Annotated in this window: 24 protein-coding genes and 2 pseudogenes; 14 read left to right on the top strand and 12 right to left on the bottom strand. The window is 53.1% G+C overall.

All coding sequences use genetic code 11. From position 1 onward, the window contains the following. Nucleotides 1–167 precede the first annotated feature (167 nt). On the top strand, nucleotides 168–341 hold the full coding sequence (locus SIL79_RS11025) for a hypothetical protein (protein WP_096142315.1): 174 nt from the start codon (nucleotides 168–170) through the stop codon (nucleotides 339–341). A 38-nt stretch (nucleotides 342–379) separates the two neighbouring features. Here SIL79_RS11025 and aroG read toward each other — a convergent pair whose 3' ends face one another. Next, a complete protein-coding gene (aroG, locus tag SIL79_RS11020; protein ID WP_039036012.1) occupies nucleotides 380–1,435 on the bottom strand; it encodes a 3-deoxy-7-phosphoheptulonate synthase AroG in 1,056 nt (351 codons plus the stop codon). Between the two features lie 524 nt (nucleotides 1,436–1,959). On the opposite strand from aroG, the gene SIL79_RS11015 reads away from it, so the two are divergent. Together SIL79_RS11015 and SIL79_RS11010 are read left to right on the top strand one after the other, a co-directional pair. Beyond that, nucleotides 1,960–2,817, top strand: a complete 858-nt coding sequence (locus SIL79_RS11015) for a lipase family protein (RefSeq protein WP_144360982.1) — start codon at nucleotides 1,960–1,962, stop codon at nucleotides 2,815–2,817. A 10-nt stretch (nucleotides 2,818–2,827) separates the two neighbouring features. Then, entirely contained in the window at nucleotides 2,828–4,117 is a 1,290-nt protein-coding gene (locus SIL79_RS11010) for a DUF4785 domain-containing protein (RefSeq protein WP_319619289.1), read from the top strand. Between the two features lie 159 nt (nucleotides 4,118–4,276). Here the strand turns inward: SIL79_RS11010 and SIL79_RS11005 are convergent, their stop codons facing one another. The 4 genes from SIL79_RS11005 to glnK all read right to left on the bottom strand — a co-directional run bounded on the left by SIL79_RS11005 (nucleotide 4,277) and on the right by glnK (nucleotide 7,859). Then, nucleotides 4,277–5,506 carry a hypothetical protein gene (locus SIL79_RS11005; RefSeq protein WP_319619288.1) on the bottom strand — a complete coding sequence of 410 codons (1,230 nt, stop codon included), beginning with the start codon at nucleotides 5,504–5,506 and terminating at the stop codon, nucleotides 4,277–4,279. Nucleotides 5,507–5,597: 91 nt separating this feature from the next. Next, the gene (locus SIL79_RS11000) at nucleotides 5,598–5,969 is read right to left on the bottom strand and encodes a hypothetical protein (protein ID WP_229800126.1); all 372 of its coding nucleotides are present in this window, start codon (nucleotides 5,967–5,969) and stop codon (nucleotides 5,598–5,600) included. Nucleotides 5,970–6,259: 290 nt separating this feature from the next. Continuing rightward, nucleotides 6,260–7,510 carry an ammonium transporter gene (locus SIL79_RS10995; RefSeq protein WP_101096608.1) on the bottom strand — a complete coding sequence of 417 codons (1,251 nt, stop codon included), beginning with the start codon at nucleotides 7,508–7,510 and terminating at the stop codon, nucleotides 6,260–6,262. Between the two features lie 10 nt (nucleotides 7,511–7,520). Continuing rightward, nucleotides 7,521–7,859: a P-II family nitrogen regulator gene (gene glnK / locus SIL79_RS10990; RefSeq protein ID WP_025011521.1), complete on the bottom strand. Its 339-nt coding sequence runs from the start codon at nucleotides 7,857–7,859 to the stop codon at nucleotides 7,521–7,523. Nucleotides 7,860–8,160: 301 nt separating this feature from the next. Between glnK and SIL79_RS10985 the strand changes: the two genes are divergently transcribed. Next, on the top strand, nucleotides 8,161–8,703 hold the full coding sequence (locus SIL79_RS10985; RefSeq protein WP_039036015.1) for a hydrolase: 543 nt from the start codon (nucleotides 8,161–8,163) through the stop codon (nucleotides 8,701–8,703). Nucleotides 8,704–8,796: 93 nt separating this feature from the next. On the opposite strand, the pseudogene SIL79_RS10980 reads toward SIL79_RS10985, so the two are convergent. The 4 genes and pseudogenes from SIL79_RS10980 to SIL79_RS10965 form a co-directional block, all read right to left on the bottom strand. Then, nucleotides 8,797–9,660, bottom strand: a pseudogene (locus SIL79_RS10980) (ammonia-forming cytochrome c nitrite reductase subunit c552); the annotation flags it as partial. 59 nt (nucleotides 9,661–9,719) lie between these two features. Next, nucleotides 9,720–11,009 carry an ISL3 family transposase gene (locus tag SIL79_RS10975; RefSeq protein WP_319619287.1) on the bottom strand — a complete coding sequence of 430 codons (1,290 nt, stop codon included), beginning with the start codon at nucleotides 11,007–11,009 and terminating at the stop codon, nucleotides 9,720–9,722. Between the two features lie 21 nt (nucleotides 11,010–11,030). Further along, nucleotides 11,031–11,543 carry a signal peptidase II gene (lspA, locus tag SIL79_RS10970; protein WP_004863699.1) on the bottom strand — a complete coding sequence of 171 codons (513 nt, stop codon included), beginning with the start codon at nucleotides 11,541–11,543 and terminating at the stop codon, nucleotides 11,031–11,033. A gap of 3 nt (nucleotides 11,544–11,546) precedes the next feature. Then, complete coding sequence (locus tag SIL79_RS10965; RefSeq protein WP_004574643.1) at nucleotides 11,547–12,443, bottom strand: cation transporter; 897 nt, start codon at nucleotides 12,441–12,443, stop codon at nucleotides 11,547–11,549. Nucleotides 12,444–12,538: 95 nt separating this feature from the next. Here SIL79_RS10965 and cadR point away from each other — a divergent pair, with 95 nt between their 5' ends. After that, a complete protein-coding gene (gene cadR / locus SIL79_RS10960) occupies nucleotides 12,539–12,946 on the top strand; it encodes a Cd(II)/Pb(II)-responsive transcriptional regulator (protein ID WP_004364961.1) in 408 nt (135 codons plus the stop codon). Nucleotides 12,947–13,034: 88 nt separating this feature from the next. Here the strand turns inward: cadR and SIL79_RS10955 are convergent. Next, nucleotides 13,035–13,580 (bottom strand): annotated as a pseudogene (locus tag SIL79_RS10955) (ammonia-forming cytochrome c nitrite reductase subunit c552); the annotation flags it as partial. Nucleotides 13,581–13,895: 315 nt separating this feature from the next. Between SIL79_RS10955 and narQ the strand changes: the two are divergent. Continuing rightward, on the top strand, nucleotides 13,896–15,605 hold the full coding sequence (narQ, locus tag SIL79_RS10950; RefSeq protein ID WP_319619268.1) for a nitrate/nitrite two-component system sensor histidine kinase NarQ: 1,710 nt from the start codon (nucleotides 13,896–13,898) through the stop codon (nucleotides 15,603–15,605). After that, the gene (locus SIL79_RS10945) at nucleotides 15,598–16,227 is read left to right on the top strand and encodes a response regulator (protein WP_025011524.1); all 630 of its coding nucleotides are present in this window, start codon (nucleotides 15,598–15,600) and stop codon (nucleotides 16,225–16,227) included. The genes narQ and SIL79_RS10945 overlap by 8 nt, the downstream gene beginning before the upstream one ends. 55 nt (nucleotides 16,228–16,282) lie before the next feature. Here the strand turns inward: SIL79_RS10945 and SIL79_RS10940 are convergent, their stop codons facing one another. Beyond that, nucleotides 16,283–16,657: a YacL family protein gene (locus tag SIL79_RS10940; RefSeq protein WP_039035814.1), complete on the bottom strand. Its 375-nt coding sequence runs from the start codon at nucleotides 16,655–16,657 to the stop codon at nucleotides 16,283–16,285. Nucleotides 16,658–17,043: 386 nt separating this feature from the next. Here SIL79_RS10940 and zntB point away from each other — a divergent pair, with 386 nt between their 5' ends. Beyond that, nucleotides 17,044–18,012: a zinc transporter ZntB gene (gene zntB, locus SIL79_RS10935; RefSeq protein WP_071477156.1), complete on the top strand. Its 969-nt coding sequence runs from the start codon at nucleotides 17,044–17,046 to the stop codon at nucleotides 18,010–18,012. Nucleotides 18,013–18,106: 94 nt separating this feature from the next. Here zntB and fkpA read toward each other — a convergent pair whose 3' ends face one another. Continuing rightward, the gene (gene fkpA / locus SIL79_RS10930) at nucleotides 18,107–18,883 is read right to left on the bottom strand and encodes an FKBP-type peptidyl-prolyl cis-trans isomerase (protein ID WP_039035812.1); all 777 of its coding nucleotides are present in this window, start codon (nucleotides 18,881–18,883) and stop codon (nucleotides 18,107–18,109) included. A gap of 204 nt (nucleotides 18,884–19,087) precedes the next feature. On the opposite strand from fkpA, the gene SIL79_RS10925 reads away from it, so the two are divergent. The 6 genes from SIL79_RS10925 (at nucleotide 19,088) to pepN (ending at nucleotide 25,615) form a co-directional block, all read left to right on the top strand. Continuing rightward, on the top strand, nucleotides 19,088–20,062 hold the full coding sequence (locus SIL79_RS10925) for a WD40 repeat domain-containing protein (RefSeq protein ID WP_319619267.1): 975 nt from the start codon (nucleotides 19,088–19,090) through the stop codon (nucleotides 20,060–20,062). A 3-nt stretch (nucleotides 20,063–20,065) separates the two neighbouring features. Further along, entirely contained in the window at nucleotides 20,066–20,278 is a 213-nt protein-coding gene (locus SIL79_RS10920) for a SlyX family protein (RefSeq protein WP_025011529.1), read from the top strand. 21 nt (nucleotides 20,279–20,299) lie between these two features. Next, entirely contained in the window at nucleotides 20,300–20,788 is a 489-nt protein-coding gene (gene def, locus SIL79_RS10915) for a peptide deformylase (protein ID WP_234501549.1), read from the top strand. Then, nucleotides 20,785–22,140 (top strand): COG3014 family protein, encoded by a 1,356-nt coding sequence (locus SIL79_RS10910; RefSeq protein ID WP_234501548.1) that lies wholly within the window; start codon nucleotides 20,785–20,787, stop codon nucleotides 22,138–22,140. The genes def and SIL79_RS10910 overlap by 4 nt, the downstream gene beginning before the upstream one ends. 22 nt (nucleotides 22,141–22,162) lie before the next feature. Then, nucleotides 22,163–22,756 (top strand): penicillin-binding protein activator LpoB, encoded by a 594-nt coding sequence (lpoB, locus tag SIL79_RS10905; protein ID WP_177192617.1) that lies wholly within the window; start codon nucleotides 22,163–22,165, stop codon nucleotides 22,754–22,756. Nucleotides 22,757–22,969: 213 nt separating this feature from the next. Next, nucleotides 22,970–25,615, top strand: a complete 2,646-nt coding sequence (pepN, locus tag SIL79_RS10900; protein WP_405130415.1) for an aminopeptidase N — start codon at nucleotides 22,970–22,972, stop codon at nucleotides 25,613–25,615. Nucleotides 25,616–25,724: the final 109 nt, after the last annotated feature.

Below are 25,724 nucleotides of genomic sequence, written 5' to 3'. Positions count from 1 at the left end.
AACGGAATTTTTATCGCCAAAATTCCTCCAAAGAGCGGAAAGATGGTTATGCATGAAAAAAGAATTTGCTACTCTTTCCTGCTAAGTACGGGCGGCAACGAGTGTTCAAAAATGTCAAACAAACCGGTCCGCACCGATTTTTTACTGTATCTGTTGAAGGAAATCTTATGTTGGATTCAAAAGTTCAATACCCGCCCCTGCCACTGATCCAAACCTGGGTATGGATGATGATCGAATCAGGCAACCCCGAGATCCAGGAAAAAGGCCGTAACAATCTGATAGCTTCCTTTGGCAGCCTGGCCAAGGCCAACGAATACCTGGCACAGCAAGCCCAAAAGTAAAGGCGCCAATGGCGCCTTTAACCCTATAATATTGACGCTCAACCCTGACGGCGCTTCAGCACGCTGTCATTGAGCATTGACAGCAGTTTCTCTGTATCATCCCAACCGATACAGGCGTCGGTAATACTTTGCCCATAACAGAGAGGATGCCCGGGATTAAGATCCTGACGCCCTTCCACCAGATGACTCTCCACCATCACTCCGAAAATCGCCTGCTGTTTAGCGGCAATCTGGCCGCAGACATCTTCAGCCACCAACATCTGACGCCGGAAGTCTTTACTGGAATTGGCATGACTGAAGTCAATCATCACCTTAGGTTTCAGGCCAACCTTCTCAAGCTGAGAACATATCCGGTTCACATGAGCTGAGCTGTAGTTAGGTTCGCGTCCACCACGCAGAATGATATGGCAGTCATCATTACCCTTGGTTGACACAATTGCCGAATGACCAAACTTGGTCACCGACAGAAAATGGTGGGGCGCGCTAGCGGCCCCAATGGCATCTATCGCCACCTTGATGGTGCCATCTGTGCCGTTTTTGAATCCCACAGGACAAGACAGGCCCGATGCCAACTCGCGGTGAACCTGAGACTCTGTGGTACGGGCGCCGATGGCGCCCCAACACATGAGGTCGGCCATATATTGCGGGGTAATCATATCGAGAAACTCACCCGCGGTTGGTACCTGGCTGTCATTCAATTCCAGCAGCAGTTTGCGGGCAGTTCTCAGGCCGTCGTTGAGCTTGAAGCTGTTATCCATGTAGGGATCGTTAATCAGCCCCTTCCAGCCCACTGTCGTTCTGGGTTTCTCGAAATAGACCCGCATCACCACTTCCAACTGATCCTGATAGGCCGTTCTGAGTTTGGCCAAACGCGCACCATATTCCAGGGCGGCCTCAGGGTCGTGAATAGAGCATGGGCCTATCACCACCAGCAGGCGATCGTCCTGTCCATGCAGGATTTTGTGAATATTCTTCCTGGCTTTAAAGACGGTGGATGAGGCGCGTTCGGTTGCCGGAAATCGTTCCAGAATGGCTATCGGTGGCAGTAACTCTTTAACTTCATTAATCCGTACATCATCATTCTGGTAATACATAAACGTCACACAGCTCCGGCTATTGATAAGAATCTCTTGTTTTGAATAACAGTTTCAATCTATCCGCTATATTCAACCAATGCAATTAACTTATATGGATTTCTCTGCAATTCATGTTATTTCTTATTTTTTGTATGATAATCCCTGCCTTCCAATGAGAAATTCCCTAAACACAGCCTTGTTGATAAACAAACCACCAACACCACCTTTCAATCAAGGATTAGCCCTTATCGCTACAAGCTCTCACATGGTTTGAATCAAACCCTATTGAATTCCTATTTATAGGCAAGTAACTCATTTATAGAGTGCGCTCAAAAGTGGCTCCCACCTCTCATGATTAACTGTTATATTTAACTAAAAAATCAACAAATTCCTACATATACAACTACCCATTCCAATTGGCTTAACCTAGCCAACATTTCAGTAATTGACTTGCCGCAAGCAAACATTACAACTAACTTGATTAGCGGATAAGCATATTTATCCATTCACAAAATAATGATAATCAACAAGAGAAATGCGACATGAAAATATCCACCACCCTGATGATGTTGGGTCTTTGTAGTGTCTGCTCCCTGAGTCATGGCGCCACCGGCGTCGCCTTTGTCCATGGAACAGGAAAACAAACCGATGCCCTGAACGATTACTGGACCCGCGAGTTTGTCGATTCAGTTCGTCAAGGTATCAGCACCCCGAGTAACTATCAGGTCATCAACTGTGACTTCGAGCAATATATGTGGGATGAGGCCGCTGCCGGCTGTTTGGTCGATCAGCTGCTGAGCTTTATCAACGCCCGCAATCTGGATCAACTGATCCTTATCACCCACTCCAATGGCGGCAACATAGTGCGCTGGGTCTTGTCCAATCCCACCTGGGATGGACGTTATCCAGCTGTGATCAACAGCATCAGCCGAGTGATAGCGCTGGCGCCTTCCAGTGCCGGTACACCACTGGCCGATGCCGTCACTCAAGGCAATGTGTTTGAAACCAGTCTCGGCTGGCTGCTCGGTTACGACAGTGACGCCGTCAAACAGCAGCAAGTGGGCTGGATGGCGCAATACAACAGTCAATGGCTGTACGGCACAGCCGGGCGTCCTTCTCTGGGTAAGCCTTTTGAAGCTGTTGTCGGCTCGGACGTGGAGTCGGCAGTTTGGGACAGCGACAGCTATTGCGGCGGTTACCAGTACCAGGTCGGGTTGGAGACCACCCAAAACTGGTTGGATAACTGCTCCGACGGTTTTCTTGAGTGCAGCTCCCAGAGTGCCGCCGGCAGTGTCTGGTTTACCGATAAGCAGAAAACCCGTGACAGAGAACCTTTGAGTCACCATCAAAGCCGCCGGGCCTGTTTTAATCTCGACACCCTTCTGCGCAATCATATCTGAGGAGGTAAGTATGAAGATGCATATCAGCAAGACACCGCTGCTGGCAGCGATACTCCTGAGCCTCGCGGGTTGCCAGGATGATGCCAAGGTAGCACAGAACCAGCAGCCCAAAAACCTGACCTTGGCCATGGCTCCGCCCCAGGCAAGCGATATCAAGGCTTCAGAAGAGCTGGATACAGGGCAATTGCCGCCCTTGAATACCTCCAGGGAAGATGTCAGCTTTGTCAGGGCGCTGTCAGGGGAGTATCAAGCCCAGCTGCCGGACAAAACCGCCAGTGCCAGCAGTGATGAATACTGGTTGATGGTTACAGGCGCCGAGCTTAACCAAGGCATAGAGCTGCCATTAACCCAAGGCAGCAGCGTTATCCGTCTGGCGCCTCGCTGGGATAAAAGCAGCGGCGCCCCGACGGCCCCCAAGAGCATTGCTCCGGACGCAGTTCAACTCAGCTCAGCCGCAGGCAAAACTGAGAACAAACGCCTTATCCGCCGCGCCGTAGACTCTGAGTCTCTGGCCAGCGCCGGAATGGATGATGACTCCAGTGCCCTGTTGCTGAGCTCAGATATCAAGCCCGGCCTCTATCGCCTGCAGGTCGCCGCAGCGCTGACCGCCACTGACAACTATCTGGTTAATGTCAAAGAGAAAGGCTCTGCCTATCGTCTCAAGTTAAGCACCCCATCATCACTCGAGGCCAACACCCATCTCGAGTTGGAGCTGGCGCTTGAGAACGATAAGGCCCTGGGTTCACCTCGTTTGGCCAGTGCCCGGCTACAGCAAGCAAGCGGCGAGCAAACCCCACTGCAACTCAGCCAAAGTGGCAACAGCTGGCGACTGCAAAATGAGCAGCTGCCCATGCCCTCAAGCAATGCGGGGTTCAGTGAATTGGTGGTCGATATTGAGACCCTGGTGGATAACACCTTGGTACGACGTACAGTCAAGACCGCCTTCAAGCAGTTCTATCCATCGGCGCGGCTGGCACCCGAAATCAAAGTGGGTTGGCAAAATGGTCTGCCAAGCACTCTTAACTTTACGCTGGAGCTGGCCCAAAGTGGTCGTTTTGGGGTGTCGGCAATACTGACAGGGACCGATGCCCAAGGTCGGGAAATCGCCATACTGCAGAGTGAGACTGCGGTCTGGCTGACACAAGAGCAAAACAGTCTGCAGTTGCCTCTAAACCTTGAGCTAATCCAAAATTCGGGCTTAAAGCCGCCCTATGGTGTCAGGGCCGTTGAGCTCAAGGATATGGGGCAGATGGCGCGCTTGAGTTACCGCGACAAGGCGCTGAGTTTCGATGCCCTTTAAGGCCAGCTTTCAGGCAGAGAGAAACTTATAACCAGAAAGCAACTTATAGCCCAAAAGCAACAAAGCCCGATGCAGATCTCAGCATCGGGCTTTTTACCCTGCAACTTGGCTTAACCAATTGCGCCTTTATAACCCCGCTCTTTTAGCCAAGCTTTTGAATCAATGCCCTTCCATCGCATGCAACTTGGCCTGATAGCGTTTTTTCTGCTCGCCGTCACCGGCCAGCGCCAACGCCTTTTGCAGATTGCTCTTCGCCCGGTCGGAGTCCCCTTTTGCCCAATAGGTTCTGGACAAACCAAAGTAAAACTCGTGACGATAATCCGCCTTCTCAATCGCTCTTCGATACCAACTCAGCGCCTCATCATATTGGCGATCCATGTAGGCTTGTTGCGCCATATCATAGTAGTAATAAGGATTACGGATCCGGGCAAGCTCCAGTACCTTGTGCACTTCGGCCCATTCATCCAGTCTGTCCTGGCTGCTCAGCATGACCGCCAGGTTATAGAGGGTAGTCATGTTTTCCGGCTCAAGCGTCAACGCATAGCGGTAGACCCGCTCGGCCATCTGTTCCATGCCCCTGGCGCGATAGAGCACCGCCAGGCTGTTGAGCGCCGGAATAAACAGACTCTGCTGTTGCAGGCTCTTTTTCAGCAAGCCGTATGCGAGATCCCAATTCTCATTGATCAATGCCTCGGCCGCCGCATTGTTGTAATACATGGCGACCACAGTACTTTGGCTGATCTTATTGACCTTATAGCTGCGCACAGCACGCTCGGGCAGGAAATCCACCAGAATGGAACGCTCGGTAACATGGAAGACCTGATTGCTCTTGGGCGGGTATAACTTGAGGTTGATATGACCATTGACCAGATAAAAGGCGCCTTGGCGATCCCAGACCGGAGGCACTTCCACATCACGAAATTCAACCTCTATCCCCAGTTGTTGCGCCATGGCCGCCGTCAGGATCACCAGTGACATGCAGTTTCCAGACCTGTCATGAAAGGTTTCGGCGGCGGTGCGGGTATAGTTGTCCTGATAGCGAAAGCCGCCCTTGTCGGCATGGATATAGTCAGCCAACCACTCGTGGGCCAACTGCTGATTGGAGATGAGTGCACCGCGGCTATAGGCACCTCTGAGTAACTGCACCGCCTCGGGAGGCAAAGCGAATAACTCGGCGGGCTCGGGGATATTCCCTGCCTCTTTGAATTGGTTATCCTGAAACAGGCTGCCAAGGGCCATCTTGCTTGGCACCGGGATACTGCTGCAACCGCAAAATAGCAGCAGCAAAACCGCACCAATTAAGCGACTCAAGATGGTAGCGGATAGAGCGCCAGAGAAAGCACGAGTGAGAGAGCCGGAGAAAGCGCTTGAGAAAGTGCCTGAGAACATAAGGCCTCCTGAGTTAAGGCTTCTTTACTGAAAGCTTAAGTCAGACTGGCCACTCCTGCCGCGCCAAAGGGTGACAAAATGTGAATATACCCTAGTTCAAGCCTTCATTTCCGGGAGCGATAACTTCGGAACCCGGCTTGGGGATCCCTATATAGAGCTGCTGTTGCCGGTAAAGATAGGGGCGATAAAAATGGCCATTGCAGGAAAAGTAGCGATAGGGGCGCATGTAAGGAACACATATGGCAGGCAGGCTGCGGAGGATCTCCAGTTGTTGCTGCGAGCGCAGTAGTTCCTGCCACTCATGCTGACGCAGTAATTCATCCCTGACGGCAAAGGCATCGAAGGGCTCACTGGCATCACGAACCACCACTTGACCTGCCTCGGCATTGCCAAGCCACAGCAAGGTAACTAACAAAGCGCCGAAAAAAGTACCGGTCAGCTTCATTACACTGAGAGTCTTCATCGCCATCCCCTTAGGCTCCAGGCTGTTTCTGCTTTCAGTCTGCCCCCAAGAGCGTCTGTCATCAAGCGCCATAGCCGCAAAATACGCTTTTCCTGGCCGACTCCCGCCAAGCCAGGTAACAACAAGGCCGGTAACCCCAAAGCCAGCTCTAACCAAAAGCCATCTCACAAGAGATGGCTTAAAGGTGAAGGAAGCCTGCTTGATCTCTCAAGAACACTCATGGCTTATCAGCTGGCATTCTTGACTTATCAATTGGCGTTCTTGACTTATCAATTGGCGTTCTTGGCCTCTCAGTTGGCGTTCTTGACAGTTACAAACTCAGGATAGGCATCGATACCACAGTCCGACGCGTCCATACCGTTGTACTCTTCCTCTTCGGTCACCCGGATCCCCATGGTCACTTTCAAGGCGCCCCACACCAGCAATGACGCCAGGAACACCCAGGCAGAGATCACCGCAGCGCCAAACAGCTGCCCTGTCACACTGGCATCGGCATTGGACAGAGGCACCATCATCAAACCGAAGAAACCGGCGACCCCGTGCACCGAGATAGCCCCGACAGGATCGTCTATCTTGATGCGGTCAAAGCCCACAATGGAGAACACCACCAAACCGCCGGCTACCAGGCCTATCACACCCGCCATCGGCAGCGAGGGCGACAAGGGATCGGCCGTGATAGCCACCAAACCAGCCAAAGTACCATTGAGTATCATGGTCAAGTCGGCCTTGCCCCACACCATCTTACAGACGATCAGTGCAGATACCGCACCGAAGGCCGCCGCCGAATTGGTGTTAACGAAGACTTTGGCCACAGCGCTGGCATTTTCGGCATCAGAGACCAGTAACTGAGAACCACCGTTGAAACCAAACCAGCCCATCCAGAGGATAAAAGTCCCCAGGGTTGCCAGCGGCAGGTTGGAACCCGGGATAGGGTTAACCTGGCCATTGGCGCCATATTTCCCTTTGCGGGCTCCCAGCAGCAAGACACCGGCCAAGGCCGCGGCCGCACCGGCCATATGCACTATGCCGCTACCGGCAAAGTCGACAAAGCCGGCTTCGGAAAGGAAACCACCGCCCCAGGTCCAGTAACCTTCCACCGGATAGATGACTGCCGTCATTACCAGGCTGAATGCCAGGAAAGCCCACAGGCGCATGCGCTCGGCCACGGCGCCGGAAACAATCGACATGGCTGTAGCCACAAATACCACCTGGAAGAAGAAATCAGACTCCAGCGCATGGTCGGCGTCGGCGGCTTGAGCTCCTATCAAGGTGCTGATGCTCGGCAGCCAGCCACCTTCGACATTATCCACATACATGATGTTGTAACCCACAATCAGGTAGGTGATACAGGCAATTGAATAGAGACAGATGTTTTTGGTGAGTATCTCTGTGGTATTTTTGGAACGCACCAACCCGGCCTCCAGCATGGCGAAACCCGCCGCCATCCACATCACCAGCGCGCCGGAGATCAGAAAGTAAAAGGTGTCCAGCGCAAAACGCAGCTCTGTGACCGTAGTACCCAATTTGCTCAGTTCTTCCATCTTCTCCCCCTTACAGCGCTTCTGTGTCTGTTTCGCCCGTACGAATACGGATAACCTGTTCCAGATCTGTCACAAAGATCTTGCCGTCACCTATCTTGCCGGTATGAGCGGCATTGGTGATGACCTCCAGCAGGTGCTCAAGATTCTCCGCCTTAGTGGCTATCTCGAGCTTAACCTTGGGCAGAAAGTCCACCTGATACTCGGCTCCCCGATAGAGCTCTGTATGTCCTTTTTGCCGACCAAAACCTTTAACTTCGGTAACCGTCATCCCCTCAATGCCTATGCCCGCAATCGCTTCGCGGACATCATCGAGCTTGAACGGCTTAATGATTGCGCTGACTAATTTCATCCAGACCTCCAGAATCGCCTTGCTGTATTGGTGTTATGCCAAAAGCAATTCAAACATTAGGCCAAAATGTTAATTTTTTGTTTTATAAAGAGTTAGTTTTTACGGACCCGGTTGAGAGCTGCAGATATGCACCAATTAAGTGCAAGCAAGGCTCAGGCGCACAAAAAAAGCGCAATCATCTACGACCTAAGGCCTATTGGCTTAAGCCCTGTCCTGTCGTTAACTGAATGTCCTTAGGTTTACTGAAGCAAAAGCAGGGCTCGTTTACACCTGTCCTAAGGCCAACCAGAAGGAGAACAAGATGTTAAAAGCGGAAGAATGTGTGCTGGTCATAGTGGATGTTCAGGGTAAACTGGCGCAGATAATGGACAAGAGTGAACAGCTGCATCAGCAACTGGCCATGCTGATAGAAGGCACAGCCTTGTTTGATATCCCGGTGCTCTGGCTGGAACAGTTGCCGCAGAAGCTCGGCCCCACTACAGAGTCACTGGCCGCCCTGCTATCCAAAACCACATCGCCGATTGCCAAGCATCACTTCAGTGGCTGGCACTGCCCGGCGTTCCGTGAGGCACTGTTGAGCGCGGGCCGCAAACAGGTACTGCTGGCCGGGATAGAGACACATGTCTGTGTCTATCAAACCTGTGGTGACCTTATCGAGCAGGGTTTCGATGTGCACTTGATAGCCGATGCCGTCAGCTCCCGCAGTGAAAGCAACAAACGCTTGGGAATAGAGATGATGAAGCAGCAGGGAGCCAGGCTCAACAACAGCGAATCTTTACTGTTTGAACTGCAACATCAGGCAGAAGGTGAACGCTTCAAGGCTCTGCTTAAGCTGATCAAATAGGTCTGTAATCCCTCACGGGCTACCACTGATTTCTTGTAAGATAAAAAAATCCCCGCGGTGCGGGGATTTTTCATTTACGAGTGTTAACGACTGTTACTTGTAGGTCGCTTCACGCTTCTTGGCTTCAGCATCCCACTTGGGCAGAACATTTTTCTTGAAGTCTTCCTTGTCGGAAACCATCTTCTTCATGTCCATACCCAGAGCGGCCTGAGCCTTGGCCTTGGTGGAGATATCAGGCAGAGCGACAGGATCAACGATACCTTTCTTGGCCAGCAACTGCGCCAGTTTCACCCGGGCGTTGGCAGCCTTGTCAACCGCAGTACCCAGTACCCGCAGCGCTTCATCAGGAGCGTGAGCCGCGACACCGTGAGAGGCGATAGCATAATCCCAGCGCCATTGAGCATGACGGATATCAGTCAGGATTGGCTTCATTTCGACTTCAGTCGCACCGGCTTTCCAGGCGGCAGCAGCTTCGAAGTGCGCCTTGACGATTTGATCTTCAGCCTTCAACTTCAGCTCATTAACCTTGGCTTTACGCTCGGCAGTCAGATTCTCCATAAACTCTTTGCTCTGAGTGTGGCACTGAGCACAGGTTTCTTCGAAGCGGTCGAAAGGATTACCCACTTTGTGATCGGTGAACTTACGCCCCTTGTCGTTGGTTACTTTCGGCATGTGACAGTCAACACAAGTCACGTTGTTCTTACCGTGTACCCCCAACTGCCAAGTTTCATAGCCTGGGTGCTGTGCCTTCAACATAGGTGTCTTGGACAAGGCGTGAGTCCAGTCAGCAAACTCAATGGCATCGTAGTAGGCTTCCATGGATTCCACTGTAGTACCTTGATCCCATGGGAACTTAACAAAGCCCTTACGGCCTTCCACTTTCTCAAAGTAGTATTCTACGTGACACTGACCACAAACCATGGATTGCTTGTCTTTACGGGAGGCCTTATCAAATGGTGGGTATACGGATTTAATGGTTGATGGGGCACCTTTACCCCACCAACCTGATACCACCCTCAGATGGTTGATAGATCGACCCCGTAGTTGAGTTCCTCTGCGAAGTCCGGCAGTCCGTAACCGATGCTTTTCTTGTAGAACGGAGAGACCTTCGCAGTCGGGGCCTTCTTCTTGTGCTTCGTGGTGTAGAGCATTCGTGCCCGCATCACTTCGAAGGAGTAACCACGCCCTTCACGGTTCTTGTCCTTGGCCAGTCGGTTGATGGACTCCGTGTAAGCGTTGGTGACGGGGATGTCCGTCTCGAAGTAGGTCATGATCTCTTCGCGCCAGTTGCCCACCGCCCTGACCAGATCGCTCCAGACTTCCTTCTGGCCGTTCGGAATAGTAGCTATCCAGTCGTCCAGGGCGGCTTCTGCCTGGGGTCGTGTGGTGGCGTCCCAGATGCCGTAGAAGCGTTCCTTGTGCTCGTAGGCGGCCAGCAGTTGCGGGAATGCTCCCGTCCAGGTCTCCATGATGAGGCGTTCCCGGTCTGAGACTTCGTGAGCGCGTTTCAGCAGGATTTTCCGGTCTCCCTTGAGGGTTCGGCTTTGGGAAGGCTTCAGCTCCTTCCTGAGACCCTTGCGTACCTTCTCCAAGGCATCGTTGGCCATACGCACCACATGGAATTTATCGACCACGATGCGGGCCTGTGGCAGCACCGTCTTGACCGCTGTCCGGTAGGGGTTCCACATGTCCATGCTGACGATCTCGACCTTATGCCGGTCTTTCAGCTTCATCAGGTAGTTGGTCACCACGTCCTGACGGCGGGTGGCCAGCAGGTCGAGCAGGGTTCGCTCCTCGATGTTGGTCAGGATGCAGCGGTAGCGCTTGTTCAGGTACAGCTCGTCGATGCCCAGAATGCGGGGCGTCTCGAAGCGGTGCCAGCGCCCCAGGAACTCGGCGCGGGCGTTGAAGATGTCGCGTACCGTCTTCTCGTCCAGGCCGGTCTGTGCCGCCACGAAGGTGTAGGGGTGGTTGAAGGATTCCTTCTCCACGTATTCATGCAGCCGCAGCGTCATGCGGAAGCCGTCCACCATCCCCGGTAGCTGGGGCCTGAAGGTAGTCTTGCAGGCCCGGCAGGTGTACCGGCGGCGGACCACCCAGAGGGTGACCCGCTTACCGTGGATGGGCAGATCCCGATAGGGAACATCACGCTTGCCGAACCGCACGAACTCACCCTGCACGCCGCATTCCTCGCAGGAGATGGGATCGGGCGCGTCCACCTGGAAGTGCATTTCGTCGTCGGTTGATTTGCAGCCCAGTACTTGGTATTGCGGCAGGTGAAGGATGTTGTCGGGAAGTTCGGTCATGGTGTTGTATAGGCGTAGGTGTCAGTCAGATCCATCCGGCTCGGCATTGGTGTTTGCTTTTTTACCCAACAAACTGCTGGAAACGAAAAGTAAGGCACCGAGGACAATTGCAATATCAGCCAGGTTGAAGGCCGGCCAATGCCAATCTCGCCAATAGAAATCAAAGGAATCCACAACATAGCCGCGAAAGACCCGGTCAATCAGGTTGCCCATGGCGCCACCGAGGATAAGACTGTAAGCGATGGCTTCTCCTTTATGACGATTTTCAAGGATCAGCTTGATCAGAAAAATCGAGACCACTACCGCGATTCCGATAAAAAAGTAGCGCTGCCAGCCTCCACCATTCGCAAAAAGACTGAATGCGGCACCGGTGTTCCATAGGTGCACCCAGTTAAAGAACGGGGTCACCGAAACATACTCGCCATAGGCCATTGATTGCTGCACCAGCCACTTTACAGCCTGATCAGACGCTGCCAGCAGGCCCGATATGGACAATAGGGCATACGGCGAGAGCTTTTTGCCAATAATGAGCATTATTTAACCCTTCAACGCCAAAATGCGTCTGGCACCGTTAAGTACAATGCCCCCCGCGATGGTGCCGATAATCAGATCCGGATAATTGGAACCGGTCCACGCGACCAGGGCGCCGGCGGTGATGACCCCCAGGTTGATCACCACGTCGTTGGCCGAGAATATCCAGCTTGCCTTCATGTGCGCCCCGCCTTCCCGATGTTTGGATATGAGCAGCAGACAACTGGTATTGGCAATCAATGCGACGAATGCGATAGCCATCATCACCAGCGATTCAGGCTCACTACCGAATACAAAGCGTCTCACCACCTCTACGAGCACGCCCACAGCCAAGATCAGTTGCAGTACACCAGCAAGATGCGCGGCACGTACCTGCATTTTCACGCTATGTCCAACCGCATAAAGGGCAAGCCCGTACACCGCCGCATCGGCAAAATTGTCCAGGGATTCTCCAATCAGGCCGGTGGACTGGGCGATCAGACCGGCAGTCATTTCCACCACGAACAGAAGTGCATTGATGCCGAGCAACCAGCGCAGGGTCCCGGATTCTTGCTTAGCAGAAGCTGCCGAAAACTCGGCGGCCTTGATGGTCTCCGGATTTGCAGCGACGGTTTCCTGAAGCGAGGCGCCTAGCCCCAAGGTCTTCAGTTTCGAGGTGACGGGCTCGACCTCGCCGTCATGCACGACCTTCAGCCGGCGGTTCGACAAGTCGAAGGACAGCGCCCGAATCTCCTCAAAGCCGTTCAGGGCTAGGCGAATCATTCGTTCTTCTGATGGACAGTCCATCTTCGGCACGGCATAAACACTGACCCATCTCCCTGGCGCCTCGGAGGAGGCCTGTATATCGGTATCCGCTGCGGACGTTGCATCACCGCCACAGGCGCCACCACAGGATTTGCTCATGATACGACTCCACTTGAACAATGTTGTGGTACCATTTAAAACTATAAAGCTACTATAAGGTCAATAGAGTAAAGAATCCGTTGGGGAGGAGGCTGATGCGCATTGGTCAGTTGGCGCAGTTGGTAGGGGTCGAAACACAGACGATCCGCTTCTATGAACAGCAGGGCTTGTTGCCGCCGCCTGATCGGCAGGACAACGGTTACCGTGTCTATACCGAGAAGCATGGTGAGGGGCTGGCCTTCATCCGTCGCTGCAGAATCCTGGGCCTGTCACTGGCTGAGATTCACGAACTACAGAGCTATCAGGACGACCCTCATCAGCCTTGTACCGCCGTCAACGCCTTGCTCGATGATCACATCTCTCATGTGCGGTCGCAGATAACCGCTCTGCAAGCGCTTGAGAAACAACTCGTTTCACTGAGAGCGAGTTGCAACGATGACCGGGAAGTTGAGGCGTGTGGGGTTCTTGCTGGAATTAGCGAAGGAAACATGCACCAGCAGTAGGTGAAGCATCAACCAGATAATCCGATGAGATGCCGGTCTGTCTCACTCTCATGCAAAGGTAAGATCAACCATTTAATCCGCTTACCCCAAATGGTGTACCCAGGGTATCCATGGCGCGCTCGGCAAAAGGACGGCCCAAGCGCAGCTTAGGCGAGCCTTTCTCGTGACAGTCACCACAACCTATGGCGTTAACCACTTCAGGGCCACCTTTGGCCCACTTGCCGGTGAAGTAACCATCTTCACCCTGCTCTTCAATCAGGCGAGGTACATCCGGGCTCTTACAGCTCCAGCAAGCCATTGGCATTGGGCCATCTTCGGCACTCTTTGGCGCACCGGTACGCAGGGTATTGCGCACATCTGTCACGGCATAAATGTGGCCACGAGGGGCATTGTAGTCCTTGGCGAAACCATAACCGGCCCACATGATGACCAGGTTGGGATCTTCTGCCAATACATCAACAATTTCAGAACTCTTTGCAGTGTCATGCCAACTGGCATATTGATTTTTGTACTTGTCTTTGTAGACTTCGTTGCGAGGCTCGGTCTTGTCACTCGCAAACGCACCGGCAGCCATTAGGCTTGCGGCGACCAATGCACTGAGTGCAAAGGATTTTTGGTTTAATTTTTTCACCATCTCATCTCCGTGTTACTTTATCGTTATTTGCAATAACCACGACATCTCCAAGGTCAAAAGTAGCCGCTTGAATACACCAAAAATATACCTCTTAGGGGGTATCCGGGGCGAAGTTTGCGCCAGATCAAAATGTGAAGGCGATGTTGTTCACATTTTTGTACTCTTGTTAATGTATTCAAGTGCTGGCTAATGTAGAACTCTGAGACCCAAGTCCTTTTTTATTCTCGACAATCTTATCGGCGCGTTTCCTTTCCGGTCATCGAGAGCAACACTGCAGGGACTGAGGAAACCTTAGCAAAAGTGAGTGAATATTTCATGAAACGAGGCAGTTTGACCTCTACCATTTTAGGCTTAATGCTGACCCTTATCCTGCTTTCAAGCGGTTTGGCCACTTTTGCCATTATCAATCTGTCTTACAGCCTGGGGGATGCCAGGGCGATCAACGCTTCCGGTTCATTGCGGATGCAGAGCTACCGGCTGATGTTTTATGCCAACTCTGGCAGTGAAGAAGCGCTGCAAAAAATTCGCGAATTTGAAAATACCCTCTACTCAGATGCCTTGGTGCGCTCGATGGACTGGTCATCACCTGCCAGGCTCGGGCAGCAGTACCAACTGGTGATCAGCAAGTGGAAGGTCATGAAGTACTACATAGAGCAGGAAGACTCACGCAACTACGCCTCCTCGCTGAAAGACTTTGTCGATACCATAGATTTGCTGGTATTGGAGATGGAGCACCATGCCGCCTTCAAACTAAGATTGCTGGCCATCAGCCAGATAGTAGGTCTGGGTTTGATGCTGCTGATTGCCTTTATCGCCGTGCGCTTTACCAAACGCAAGGTGGTGGTGCCGCTGCAACAGATGATGGAATCGGCCAACACTATATCCAAAGGTAACTTTGCCGTCGAAATGCCGAAGACGGAATATATTGAGCTCAGCGCTCTTTCCGATGCCCTCGACAGTACGGCTCAGGAGCTGGCAACTCTCTACGGCAACCTGGAAACTCAGGTAAAGGAGAAGACCCTGGCGTTGACCCGTGCCAACCGTGAGCTCAAGTTTCTTTATGACAATCTGGTGTTGCTGCACTCGGGCAAACTCAATTTCGAGGTGATGCGGCAGTCGCTGCTGCAACTCAAGGAGTATGAGCACCTGCAACATCTGCGGCTGATTATTCAGCAGGATGAAGATGCCATGGAGGTGATAGCTACCGACGAGGATATCTGGCCGCAATCCGGACAGACCATGCAGTTTCCGCTCAAATTTGAACAGCAGGAACTCGGCTTTCTGGAAGTGATAGGCAAGCACGATATCAATGTGCCCCTGTTTGAAAACTTCGCCATTATGCTGGCTCGCTCGATTGTGATTCACAACGCCTCCGAGCAGCGCCAACAGCTGGCCCTGCTGGAAGAGCGGGCAGTTATCGCCAGAGAGCTGCACGATTCTCTTGGGCAACTGCTGTCCTTCCTAAAAATTCAGATAAGTTTGCTGCGTAAAGGCCTCGACCAGAGCTGCAAAAGCCCGGCAGTGACCCAACAGCTCGAAGAACTCAATGAGGGAGTAACCACAGCCTACGCCCAACTCAGAGAACTGCTGTCGACCTTCCGCCTGACCGTTAAAGAACCCAATCTGCGCAACGCCCTCGAAGCCATGCTGGAGCAACTGCGCGGCCAAACAGATACAGAGCTGGAACTCAGCTATCGCCTGCCGCCACAGTTACTGGCGGCGCACCAACACATTCACATTCTGCAGCTCACCCGAGAAGCCACCCTCAATGCCATTAAACATGCAAATGCGAGTCGTATTTGTATCAGCTGCGAAAAGAACTCTGATAACATGGTGGTTATCTGTGTCGAAGACAACGGCATAGGCCTGGCGCATATCAAGGAAAGGGATCAACATTTCGGCATAGGGATAATGCACGAACGAGCCAGCCGTCTCTCGGGTATGGTTGAATTTTCCAGCAATGCGTCGGGAGGCACCAGTGTTGTCCTGACTTTCCCACCTCAGCAGGAGCCACATCATGGGTAAACCTTATTCAGTTCTGGTAGTCGATGACCATCCCTTACTGCGTCGCGGTATCTGTCAGTTACTGGCATCCGATCCTGACTTTAGTCTCTTCGGTGAAGCCGGTACCGGGCTCGACGCCCTGGCGGCTACCGCCGAAAACGAGCCGGACATTATCCTGCTGGATCTGAATATGAAAGGTATGACAGGCCTAGATACCCTGAACGCCCTGCGTCAGGAGGGAGTGACCTCCAGAATCGTTATCCTGACGGTTTCCGATGCCAAACAGGATGTTATCCGTTTACTGCGAGCCGGCGCCGATGGTTACCTGCTCAAGGATACTGAACCCGATCTGCTGCTCGGGCAACTAAAAGAAGCCATGTCCGGCCACCGAGTGATCAGCGCCGAAGTGGAAGACTATCTGTTTGAATTGAAAAATGCCGCCGACGAGGAAGCCTGGCTCGACAGCCTGACACCGAGAGAATTGCAGATACTGCAGCATCTGGCTGAAGGCCAGAGCAACAGGGTAATCTCCGAAGAACTACATATCAGCGAAGGCACGGTCAAGGTGCATGTCAAAAACCTGCTTCGCAAGGCCAATGCCAAGTCCCGCACCGAGATGGCTGTGCGTTACCTCAACCGTTAAGCCACAAAAAAGGGACGCTCCCGCGTCCCTTCTCATAGTTGCCAACGCCGCTTAATCAGCGACTCTGGTGCAGAAAGTCACACCAACTTTCAAGCACATCCTGAAAGTCTTCCAGGCCGCACCAGGCTTCTGACTCGGCATCATAGAGGGAGAGGGACTCATCCAACTCCTGACTCTCGCCGAATTCGAGCACATTGGCGTAAACACGCACCTGCTCCTGATCCAGTTGCAGCGTCAGATCCCGGCCAATCAACTGCCATTCGCGAATGCGTCCTGACTGTAAGTCTGCCAATGCCTGTTTGACCCGAGTGCAGATCTCGACGTCATCCGCCAACTCTTCAGAGAACCATTGCCCCAGTACATGATGCTCCATACTGAAGCGGGCCATTGCGGTTCCCGTCAGTGAATTGCGCCGAAATTCGTATTCCATGGTGCCACTTCTTTTGCTGTAACCAAACCTATACTAATTTTAACCCAGAGCCCCGGGGATTGCCCATAGTTATGCCCATGCTTTACTTTCTATAGCCGTATTCCTCAGTTAGCTCTGCTCTGAGCCATTTAAGCCATTGAAGATTGGCAATGGCACAGTGATGCTACAGCAAGACAAGTTGGTGTAATCATCGAATGGCTGACAAATTCCCAAAGCGCGAGTCGAAAAAGCGCGCATGCGGCGCAAGCCAATGTCGCTTTATCCCGATCCCCCCCATGACCTTACTTGCCTGCCGAGCTTTTCATTGCCACTGAATGAGTAAATTCCTATGCCCAGTGGTATAACTAGGTTAGCTTGAACTAAAGCAAATCTATGAGAGTGAATCTATGGCCGAAAAACAGTTTTGTGCCTTGCTGCTCAGTGGAGAGATGGCAGGCAAGGAGTTGACGCTGCAACAGGTCAGCGACTGGCAGCCAGAGCAGGGTATACTCTGGCTGCATCTGGACTATAAGAAGAAATCCAACCGTCAGTGGTTGCAACAACACAGCGGCCTGGAAGCGCTGGAAGTGGCTGCCCTGTTGGCACAGGACACTCGCCCCAGGGTGGTACAATCCGGCCACGGGCTACTGCTGGCACTCCGGGGGGTCAATCACAACCCCGGGGCTGACCCGGAAGACATGGTGTCGATACGCCTCTACCTGGACAATCACAGAATAATCAGCACCAGCAGTCGCGAGCTATTATCGGTCAATGACATCATCCAAAGCGTCGGCCAAGGCGCTGGCCCCGGCAACACAGGAGAATACTTGTTGACGTTGACGCAGCGGCTCACCCAGCGGAAGACGGAGTTTATCGACCGGCTGGAGGAAACCGTCGACGACCTGGAAGACAAGGTCATGGCCGGTAACGACAAGGATCTGCGCAGCGACATCGCCGAGCTCAGGCGCCAGATAGTGGTGGTCCGGCGCTACCTGGCGCCGCAGCGGGAAGCCTTTAGCCGCCTGCTGGCAGACTCGGCCAAGATATTTGATGAACAGCAGCGGCTTAAATTCAACGAAATCAACGATCAACTCATTCGCTGCATCGAAGATCTGGACGCAATAAGAGACAGAGCCAGCGTCACCCAGGAGGAGTTGCAAAACCGTCAGGCCGAGGCCGTCAATCGCCGCCTCTATTTCCTGTCGCTGATCAGCGCCGTCTTCCTGCCACTGGGGTTTCTCACAGGTCTGCTCGGGGTCAATATCGCCGGGATCCCGGGCGCCGATGTCGGCTGGGCCTTCGGAGCCTTTTGCCTATTTCTGCTGATATTGGTGGGAGGACAATTGTGGCTGTTCTATCGCTATAAGTGGCTTTAGAATCAATGACGCAAGCAGTGGTCGTAAAGAAGAAAGGACGCCGGCGGCGTCCTTTTCAATATCGGGTATCCACTTTTCGTATATAAAGAAGGGATTACTTGGCAGAAGCCTCGGCTTCGGTCGGTTCTACGGGGGCATCGGCCTTCTTGACCTTGAGCAACTCGACTTCAAAGATGAGTGTTGAGTTGGCTGGAATAGTGCCCATGTCACGCTCGCCATAGGCCAGCTCAGATGGGATTACGAAGCGATACTTGGCGCCGACCGGCATCAACTGTACACCTTCGGTCCAGCCCGGGATCACCCGGTTCAGGGCAAATTCTGCCGGTTCACCACGGGAGTAGGAGCTGTCAAACTCAGTGCCGTCGATCAGAGTACCACGGTAGTGAACTGTCACTACGTCTTCGGCGGCCGGCTTCTCACCCTCGCCTGGAGTCAATACTTCATATTGCAGACCGGATTCAGTGGTGATCACACCTTCTTTGGCCTTGTTCTGTTCCAGATAGGCTTTGCTTTCCTGCATCGACTTGGCTGCCATTTCCTGAACCTTGGCCATACGTTTTTCATTCAGCTTTTGATCCAGACCTTCAAGCACTTTCTGCATCTCATCTTCTGTCAGTTGCAGCTCGTCTTTCAGACCCTGTTGAAAACCTGTCACAATCAAAGCACGATCGACTGAGAAACCCAGCTCTTCCTGTTCTTTGATATGACCGGCCATATAGCGGCCGATAGAGGCGCCCACGCTATAGGCTTCTTTCTGCTCGACAGAGCTCAGTTCCACCTTGTCGGCACTCGCTGTTTTTTGTTCTTGGTTACAAGCGGAAAGGCCGAATAGAGCCAGCGCGACCAGTGAAATTTTGTAAATCGGTTTCATTAAAGGCATCCTCAGGATCTTCAAATGGTTACAATTAACCCAAAATGTGTAAGACGACTCACTTTATACCAGTTAACTTTGAGATACAAAGCAGATTATCCATACTGGTTAACAAGGGAAAGCGGTCAACAAGCCGAGCCCCTTGTATGGAAGTGACAGCGTTTTACCCTTACTCAAAATGACAAGTCGAGGCGGTATAAGTTCATGGCAATAAACAGATTGCTACTTATTTGCACGCTCAGTTTTACTCTGCTGGGCCTTGGTGCCTGCCATCCAGGCCCGGATAGCAGCCAATCCTTGGCGGCCGATCCCAGCTACAGCGCCAGCCTCTCTGCCGATGGCCGCTACGCTTTGATAAGCAGCAAAGAGGGGATCAGGCTTTGGGATCTCAAACAAGGCGCTGTCAAGTATCAGTGGGCTCAAAGCAGTGCAGCCAACGATGTGATCGCCACTGATATTTCGGTAAATGGAGAATATGCGGTGACGTTAAGCCGCGATTCAGTTGCACTGTGGAAAATCGCCGACGGCCGGGCGGCGGGTTGGTGGTCACTGCCGGCAGTAGCCCAGGCTGTGGCCGTGGCCGACAACGGCCAGTTGCTGGTGGGGTTGGCCGATGGCGCGGTAATGTCGCTGACCCCGACCACAGGTGTGCTGGTGAAATTTCTTGGCCACAGCGAAAAGGTCAACAGCGTTGCCCTCTCTGCCGATGGCCGCCTGGCATTGACCGGCGCCAACGATGCCACCGCCCTGCTGTGGCGCACCCAGGATGCTCAGGTACTGAGGCGCTGGCAGATGGACTCCAGGGTACTGAAGGTTGCCCTCAGCCGCAGCGGTAACCTCAGCTTAGTGTCCGACAGTACCGGCAATGCCGACATTTGGCACAATGACTCAGGGAAACTGGTCAGCTCGCTGGCGATAGTACGGCGGCAAATGAACTTTTCGGCGGCGCGCTTTATCCAACAGGAGCAGGCCTTGTTAACCGGCACACCAGCCAGAGAATTGAGTCTGTGGCAGGTCGATTCGGGGAAAAGAGTCGCCGACTGGCAAGTTTCACTGCCAAAAAAGCCTTTGCCCCAAAGCGCCGTAGTATACTCAGTGTCTGAATCCGACAACGGCCAACTTCAAAGTATCAGTAGTGCCAGCTTGCTGGAACGCTGGTCGGCGCCAACACAGAGGTAAGTAATGCAAGCAATCCCGGACAGGATCGAAGAACTCGAAACCAAGCTGTCATTTCAGGAAGCCACACTGGAAGAATTGAGTCAGGAGATTTTCGAACTCAATAAAGTCGTAGCTGAACAGCAGTTTCAGATCCAGTTGTTAATCAGTAAACTCAAGGCGGTAGAGCCAAGCAATATAGCGTCTCAATCGGAAGAAACGCCGCCGCCTCACTACTGAGTCGAATAAAGGGGGATAAGGATGTTAGCCATAGCAACCCACGGAGAACGTATTCTGGGGCAGACTGCCCAGCCGGTTCAGCGATTCGATGAACCTTTGGCAGCCCTGACCGAGAAAATGCTCGAGACCATGAAACTGGCACAGGGCGTTGGCATAGCTGCGCCTCAGGTAGGCCAAGGTATCCGCTTGTTTATTATGGCCCCCCACCCCAACGACAGATATCCGGATGCGCCTTTGATGGCGCCCCAGGTGGTGATCAACCCACAGATACTCAAACGCTCAAGCAAGATGCTGGCCGGGGAAGAGGGTTGCCTGTCTCTGCCCGGCGAAAGAGTACAGATTCTGCGCCATGAAAGCATAGAGGTACGTTATCAGGATCTCAGTGGCGAGTGGCAGCAGGAATGGTTACAGGGCTTTATCGCGCGCATTTTTCAGCATGAATATGATCATCTGGAAGGGCTCACCTTGAGAGAACGACTGGAGATCCAAAACCAAGGAGCCGGCTCTTGAAGTCAGGCAAGTTACTGCTGCCACTGCTGTTGTCATTGAGCCTCACTGGCTGCGCCTTCAACAGTGTATTAGTCAACTATCCATCCCAGTTGGCAGGCGTTCGCGCCGAGCTCAACTCATCAAAGCCGGGCAATGCAGCCAAAGAACTGGCAAATGGCATAAACGGCCGCGATGGCCTGCTCTATGCCCAGGAAGCGGGGCGCGCCGCCCAGATAAGCGGCAATTTCGCCGCCAGCAAAGACTATTACCAAAGCGCCATAGCCGCCTACCAAGCCTTTGACGATAAGGCCAAGCTCAGTTTATCCGGACTGGGTTCCCAAGGCGGCAGCCTGCTGCTGAACGACAATATCATTCCCTATCGCGGTCCCGGGTATGAGCGCATCATGCTGCACCAGTATCAGGCTCTCAATTATCTGTTTGCCGGCGATGCCGAAGGCGCGTTGGTTGAGGTACGTCGCAGCAATGAACTGCAATCGCTGGAGCAGCAAAGGTATGAGAAATCCAGCAGTGCGGTGCAACAGATGGCCAACGGCACCATCAGCGCCGAAATGGATAAACTGGGCAAGGCCGCCGGCAATGTCACCAGCTCGTTTTTGAACGCCTACAGTTACTACACCACAGGGGTACTGCACGAAATCCTTGGTGAGCGCAACGATGCCTTTATCGACTATCGCAAGGCGGCGCAGATTATGCCGAACAACCCTTATCTGCAGCAGGATCTGGTGCGCTTGGCCAAAGAGCTTGCCATGCCTCAGTATGATGAGTTCAAACGCCGTTGGGGAGAAGCGCCCTCGCCTGCCAAGGGACAAGGCCAGGTCATCTTGCTGTTGGAGCGCGGCTTTGTGCCCGCCAAAGAGAGCCTAACGGTTCCCTTCACCATTCACGGCAATTGGCAAACTGTCTCTCTGCCCACCTATATGCCCTCCAGAGTACCGGTCAACAGTGCCCATATCCGCGGCTTGTCAAAACCTATGACTGCAGCCCCGATAGCCAATATAGATGCCTTAGCCATCACGGCGCTCAAGGAGGAACTGCCCTATCTGCTGGTGCGCCAGGCCGCCAGGGTCTATGCCAAGTCGGAAATGGCCCGCAAGGCAGAGCGCAAAGACGGCTCGGATCTTGGGGTGATCGCCATGCAGATATTCAACGTGGTTACAGAGCAGGCCGATCGCCGCAGTTGGCTCACGTTACCGCGCCAAGCACAGATAGCAAGGCAGTTTGTCGATGCCGGCAGCTATCAACTGACCCTGGATAATCAGGGCACGGAAATTCAGGTTCAGAGTGGCAAGACCACTCTGGTCTGGGCAATAGACACTGGCAATGTCACACGTTTTTATACAAAATTGATTTGATAACCTTGAAATGGAACTGACTATGAAACACTTGAAGCTGATACTGATACTGGCAATGGCTATGGGCATGGCAGCCTGTCAATCCAAAGTGGAATACGGTGATGCCACTGAGGTAGAGACAGTGAATGAAAACTTCGGTTCGACAGATCTGCAAGCCATTGCCGCCAAAATGGTCGACAGCATGCTGACTTTCCCGCCTGTGGTGGCCATGACAGCCAACGACAGACCTATCATCTTTGTCGACAAGATCAAGAACAAGACCTCTGAGCATATAGATACTGAGTCAGTGACCGACTCCATCAGCAACAAGCTGCTGCGCTCAGGCAAGTTCCGTTTTATCGATATGACCAAGGTGGATTCAGTGCGCAAGCAACTGGACTACCAGAACAACGCCGGCATGGTTGACCCATCCACCGCCATCAAGTTCGGTCGTCAGATAGGCGCTCAATACATGCTCTACGGCAACCTTTCCAGCATAGTTAAACAAAATGGCAGCACCCGTGATGTCTACTACAAGATGACTATGCGCCTGATGGATCTGGAAACCGGCTTAATCGAATGGTCCGATGAAAAAGAGATCCGCAAAGTGAAGTCCAAGTCCTTCCTCGGGCTCTAACCAAGTCTAACGCTCCTTCCCAAAAGCCGCTGTCACAGCGGCTTTTTTGTAACATTTCTCCTTTGTTCTTTGGCGGCAAATAGCGTAATTTATGCCGCGGGCACCAAGCCTGAGAGGGTATTAATCCTAAGTGTATTCCTCCCCTTTCATTCCTGTTGTGAGGGAAAACACCGACACCCAATGGTAAAACAATAAAAAGCAAGGAATCTGTTTGTGAAATCTCTTCCCCGGTTGTTTGGTCTCAGCCTGTTGGCTGCCGGACTACTGACACTCAGCGGCTGCAGCAGCACTCAATCCTCTGCCGGTGTGCGTGATGGCAGCAGTTATATCAGCGAGCAACAGGCGATGGCCCGCTCTGCCAGAGTCAGCAATGTCAGCTATGAACTGGACTTTACCTTGGATGGTAGCGAGCGATTTGCCAACCGCACCCTGGTACGTTTCAGTCTCAGCGACAACCAACAGCCCCTGACACTGGACTTGAGCAAGGCGCAGATCACCAGCCTTAAGATCAACGGCCACAGGCTCTATCCCAAATACAATGGCGCCTACCTGGAGATCAGTGCCAAGTTGCTGCTCAAAGGCGACAATGAGATAGAAGTCAGCTTCACACGCCAGCACTCCACCAATGGTGAAGGACTGCATCGCTTTGTGGATCCCGTCGATGGCAAGGTCTATCTCTACTCTCACTTTGAGCCCGCCGCCGCGCAGCAGATGTTTGCCGTATTCGATCAACCGGATCTCAAGGCCAGCTACAAGTTAACCGTCAGAGCCCCCAAAGACTGGCAGGTGATCAGCGCCACCCAAGAATTGAGTGTGACCCCGGAGGGTAACAGCCAGCTGTGGCAGTTTCCGGCAACGCCCAAGTTGAGCCCCTACAACTTTTCCATGCATGCCGGCCCTTACCACGTCTGGCAAGACAACAGCGGCAAATACCCCATGCGCCTGTTTGCCCGCCAATCTGTGGCGGCCCAGGTCAATGCCGCCGACTGGTTCAGATACACAGGCGCCGGGCTTAAGTTTTTTGACGACTATTTCGGTATCGACTACCCCTTTAAAAAATACGATCAGCTGCTGGTGCCTGACTTCCTCTATGGTGCCATGGAAAATGCTGCTGCCGTCACCTTTGCCGAAGGGCGTTTTCTTGGCAGTGGTGAGATGACAGCCAATCAGCGCCAGCGCTTGGCGTCTGTGATCATGCATGAAATGGCGCACCAGTGGTTTGGCGATCTGGTGACCATGAAATGGTGGAACGGTCTGTGGCTCAATGAAAGCTTCGCCTCCTTTATGGGCATGCTGGCGAGCGCCGAGGCCACTGAGTTTGACAATACCTGGCGCAGTTTTTACGCCAGGGGCAAACAGAGTGCCTATCAACAGGACTCAGGCGTTACCACCCACCCCATAGAAGTGCCAGTGGCCAGTAGTGCCAACGCCTTCGATAATATCGATGCCATCACTTATCAGAAAGGGGCCGCGGTTCTGATTCAACTGCGTCACCTGCTTGGGGAGCAAACCTTCCGCCGTGGCGTCAGTGAATACCTCAAACGCTACTCCTGGCAAAACGCCACACTGGAAGACTTCATTAGCAGTCTCGGCCAGGCCGCCAAGCGGGATCTGAGCCAGTGGACCCGGGATTGGCTCTACAGCGCCGGTGTCAACAGCCTCAAGGCCGAGTTCCAGTGCCAAGATGGCCGCATCAGTGAATTTGCCCTGTTGCAGTCAACAAGCGATCCCGCCTACCCGACTCTCAGAGAGCAAAAAGTTCAGCTAGCCTTACTGAACAATGGCCGCCATGAGATGCACCTGCTGCAAACTCTGGCCGTTAGCTACCAAGGTGAAAAAACCTTGGTGCCGCAACTTACAGGAGCATCCTGTCCTGATTTGGTTTATCCCAACTATCAGGACTGGGGCTATGTCAAAGTCGAGCTCGACCCTCGCTCGTTCGATACCGCCTTCAATCACCTGGCCAGGGTAGAAGATCCCCTGCTGCGCGCCATGCTCTGGCAAAGCCTGTGGGACAGTGTCCAGAGCGGTAAGTTGCCTTTGAACAAGTATCTGGAAACCGTGCTTATCAATGCTCCCAAAGAGAGCGATTACACCCTGCTGGGGCAAATTCTCGGCAATATGCGCTACAGCAAGGCCTTGCTCGAGTCGATGGCTCCGATTCACTCGGCCTATGCCGAGCGCGCCATCAGAGCGCTGGCGCAGATGAGCCTGCGTCTGACCATGCAAAACGCGGATAATAAAGATCTGCAGCGGCGCTGGTTCGATGCCTATGTGGACTTTGCCCGCGACGGGGACTCGCTGGATCACCTGCTGTCACTGCTGCAGGGCTACAGTAAGATAAAGGGAATAGAGCTGGATCAAGATACCCGCTGGCAGCTTATCTATCAGTTGAACCGTTACGATTACCCCACCAGCAAACTTCTGCTGCAGCAAGAAGCCAAACTTGATATCAGCGATTCAGGGCAAAAGGCGGCCATCGCCGCCGAAGTAGTGCGTCCGGACACCGCCGGTAAACGCCGCTGGCTGGAAAAAATCAACCATTCGGCGCTGCCGTTTGCCAAGCTGAGGGTGGCGATGGAAAACCTCTATCCCAGCAGCCAAGGGCAACTGCAGGCCAGCACCGCAGAGCAGCGCTTGAATCAGTTAGCCACTCTGGACGCCGAAAAAGACCCGGTATTTATGCGCAGTTACGCGCCGGCATTATTGCCGCGTCAATGCAGTCACGCCTCAGTGCTGCGGCTCGAAAAAGCCTTGCAGGCCAACCCAGAGCTATCGGCCCAGACCCAGCGCAATCTCAAGCAAGCTATAGAAAGGGAGCGGCGCTGCGTGTTGATAAAAGAAACCCTTAAGCCTTAATTGGCAAAGCAAGTTCAAGGGCCTCAATGAGGCCCTTGGCGTATTATTGGTCCAACCGAGCCACACAATAGTGCCGTAATGTGCGAGAATAATGTGCCAAAATATTCAA

The organism is Shewanella indica (genome assembly GCF_033842865.1).
Classification (GTDB): domain Bacteria; phylum Pseudomonadota; class Gammaproteobacteria; order Enterobacterales; family Shewanellaceae; genus Shewanella; species Shewanella indica.
This window is presented reverse-complemented; position numbering and strand designations above follow the sequence as displayed.

Bases quoted from the DNA above. Each gene is read 5' to 3' on its own strand.
- SIL79_RS10945 (WP_025011524.1), top strand. From the start codon at position 15,598: ATGGGTAAACCTTATTCAGTTCTGGTAGTCGATGACCATCCCTTACTG.
- lpoB (WP_177192617.1), top strand. From the start codon at position 22,163: ATGAAACACTTGAAGCTGATACTGATACTGGCAATGGCTATGGGCATG.
- SIL79_RS11010 (WP_319619289.1), top strand. From the start codon at position 2,828: ATGAAGATGCATATCAGCAAGACACCGCTGCTGGCAGCGATACTCCTG.
- SIL79_RS11025 (WP_096142315.1), top strand. From the start codon at position 168: ATGTTGGATTCAAAAGTTCAATACCCGCCCCTGCCACTGATCCAAACC.
- SIL79_RS10925 (WP_319619267.1), top strand. From the start codon at position 19,088: ATGGCAATAAACAGATTGCTACTTATTTGCACGCTCAGTTTTACTCTG.
- zntB (WP_071477156.1), top strand. From the start codon at position 17,044: ATGGCCGAAAAACAGTTTTGTGCCTTGCTGCTCAGTGGAGAGATGGCA.
- SIL79_RS10995 (WP_101096608.1), bottom strand. From the start codon at position 7,510: ATGGAAGAACTGAGCAAATTGGGTACTACGGTCACAGAGCTGCGTTTT.
- SIL79_RS10940 (WP_039035814.1), bottom strand. From the start codon at position 16,657: ATGGAATACGAATTTCGGCGCAATTCACTGACGGGAACCGCAATGGCC.
- SIL79_RS11015 (WP_144360982.1), top strand. From the start codon at position 1,960: ATGAAAATATCCACCACCCTGATGATGTTGGGTCTTTGTAGTGTCTGC.
- def (WP_234501549.1), top strand. From the start codon at position 20,300: ATGTTAGCCATAGCAACCCACGGAGAACGTATTCTGGGGCAGACTGCC.
- SIL79_RS10985 (WP_039036015.1), top strand. From the start codon at position 8,161: ATGTTAAAAGCGGAAGAATGTGTGCTGGTCATAGTGGATGTTCAGGGT.
- aroG (WP_039036012.1), bottom strand. From the start codon at position 1,435: ATGTATTACCAGAATGATGATGTACGGATTAATGAAGTTAAAGAGTTA.
- SIL79_RS10965 (WP_004574643.1), bottom strand. From the start codon at position 12,443: ATGAGCAAATCCTGTGGTGGCGCCTGTGGCGGTGATGCAACGTCCGCA.
- lspA (WP_004863699.1), bottom strand. From the start codon at position 11,543: ATGCTCATTATTGGCAAAAAGCTCTCGCCGTATGCCCTATTGTCCATA.
- glnK (WP_025011521.1), bottom strand. From the start codon at position 7,859: ATGAAATTAGTCAGCGCAATCATTAAGCCGTTCAAGCTCGATGATGTC.
- SIL79_RS11005 (WP_319619288.1), bottom strand. From the start codon at position 5,506: ATGTTCTCAGGCACTTTCTCAAGCGCTTTCTCCGGCTCTCTCACTCGT.
- cadR (WP_004364961.1), top strand. From the start codon at position 12,539: ATGCGCATTGGTCAGTTGGCGCAGTTGGTAGGGGTCGAAACACAGACG.
- narQ (WP_319619268.1), top strand. From the start codon at position 13,896: ATGAAACGAGGCAGTTTGACCTCTACCATTTTAGGCTTAATGCTGACC.
- fkpA (WP_039035812.1), bottom strand. From the start codon at position 18,883: ATGAAACCGATTTACAAAATTTCACTGGTCGCGCTGGCTCTATTCGGC.
- SIL79_RS10975 (WP_319619287.1), bottom strand. From the start codon at position 11,009: ATGACCGAACTTCCCGACAACATCCTTCACCTGCCGCAATACCAAGTA.
- SIL79_RS11000 (WP_229800126.1), bottom strand. From the start codon at position 5,969: ATGAAGACTCTCAGTGTAATGAAGCTGACCGGTACTTTTTTCGGCGCT.
- SIL79_RS10920 (WP_025011529.1), top strand. From the start codon at position 20,066: ATGCAAGCAATCCCGGACAGGATCGAAGAACTCGAAACCAAGCTGTCA.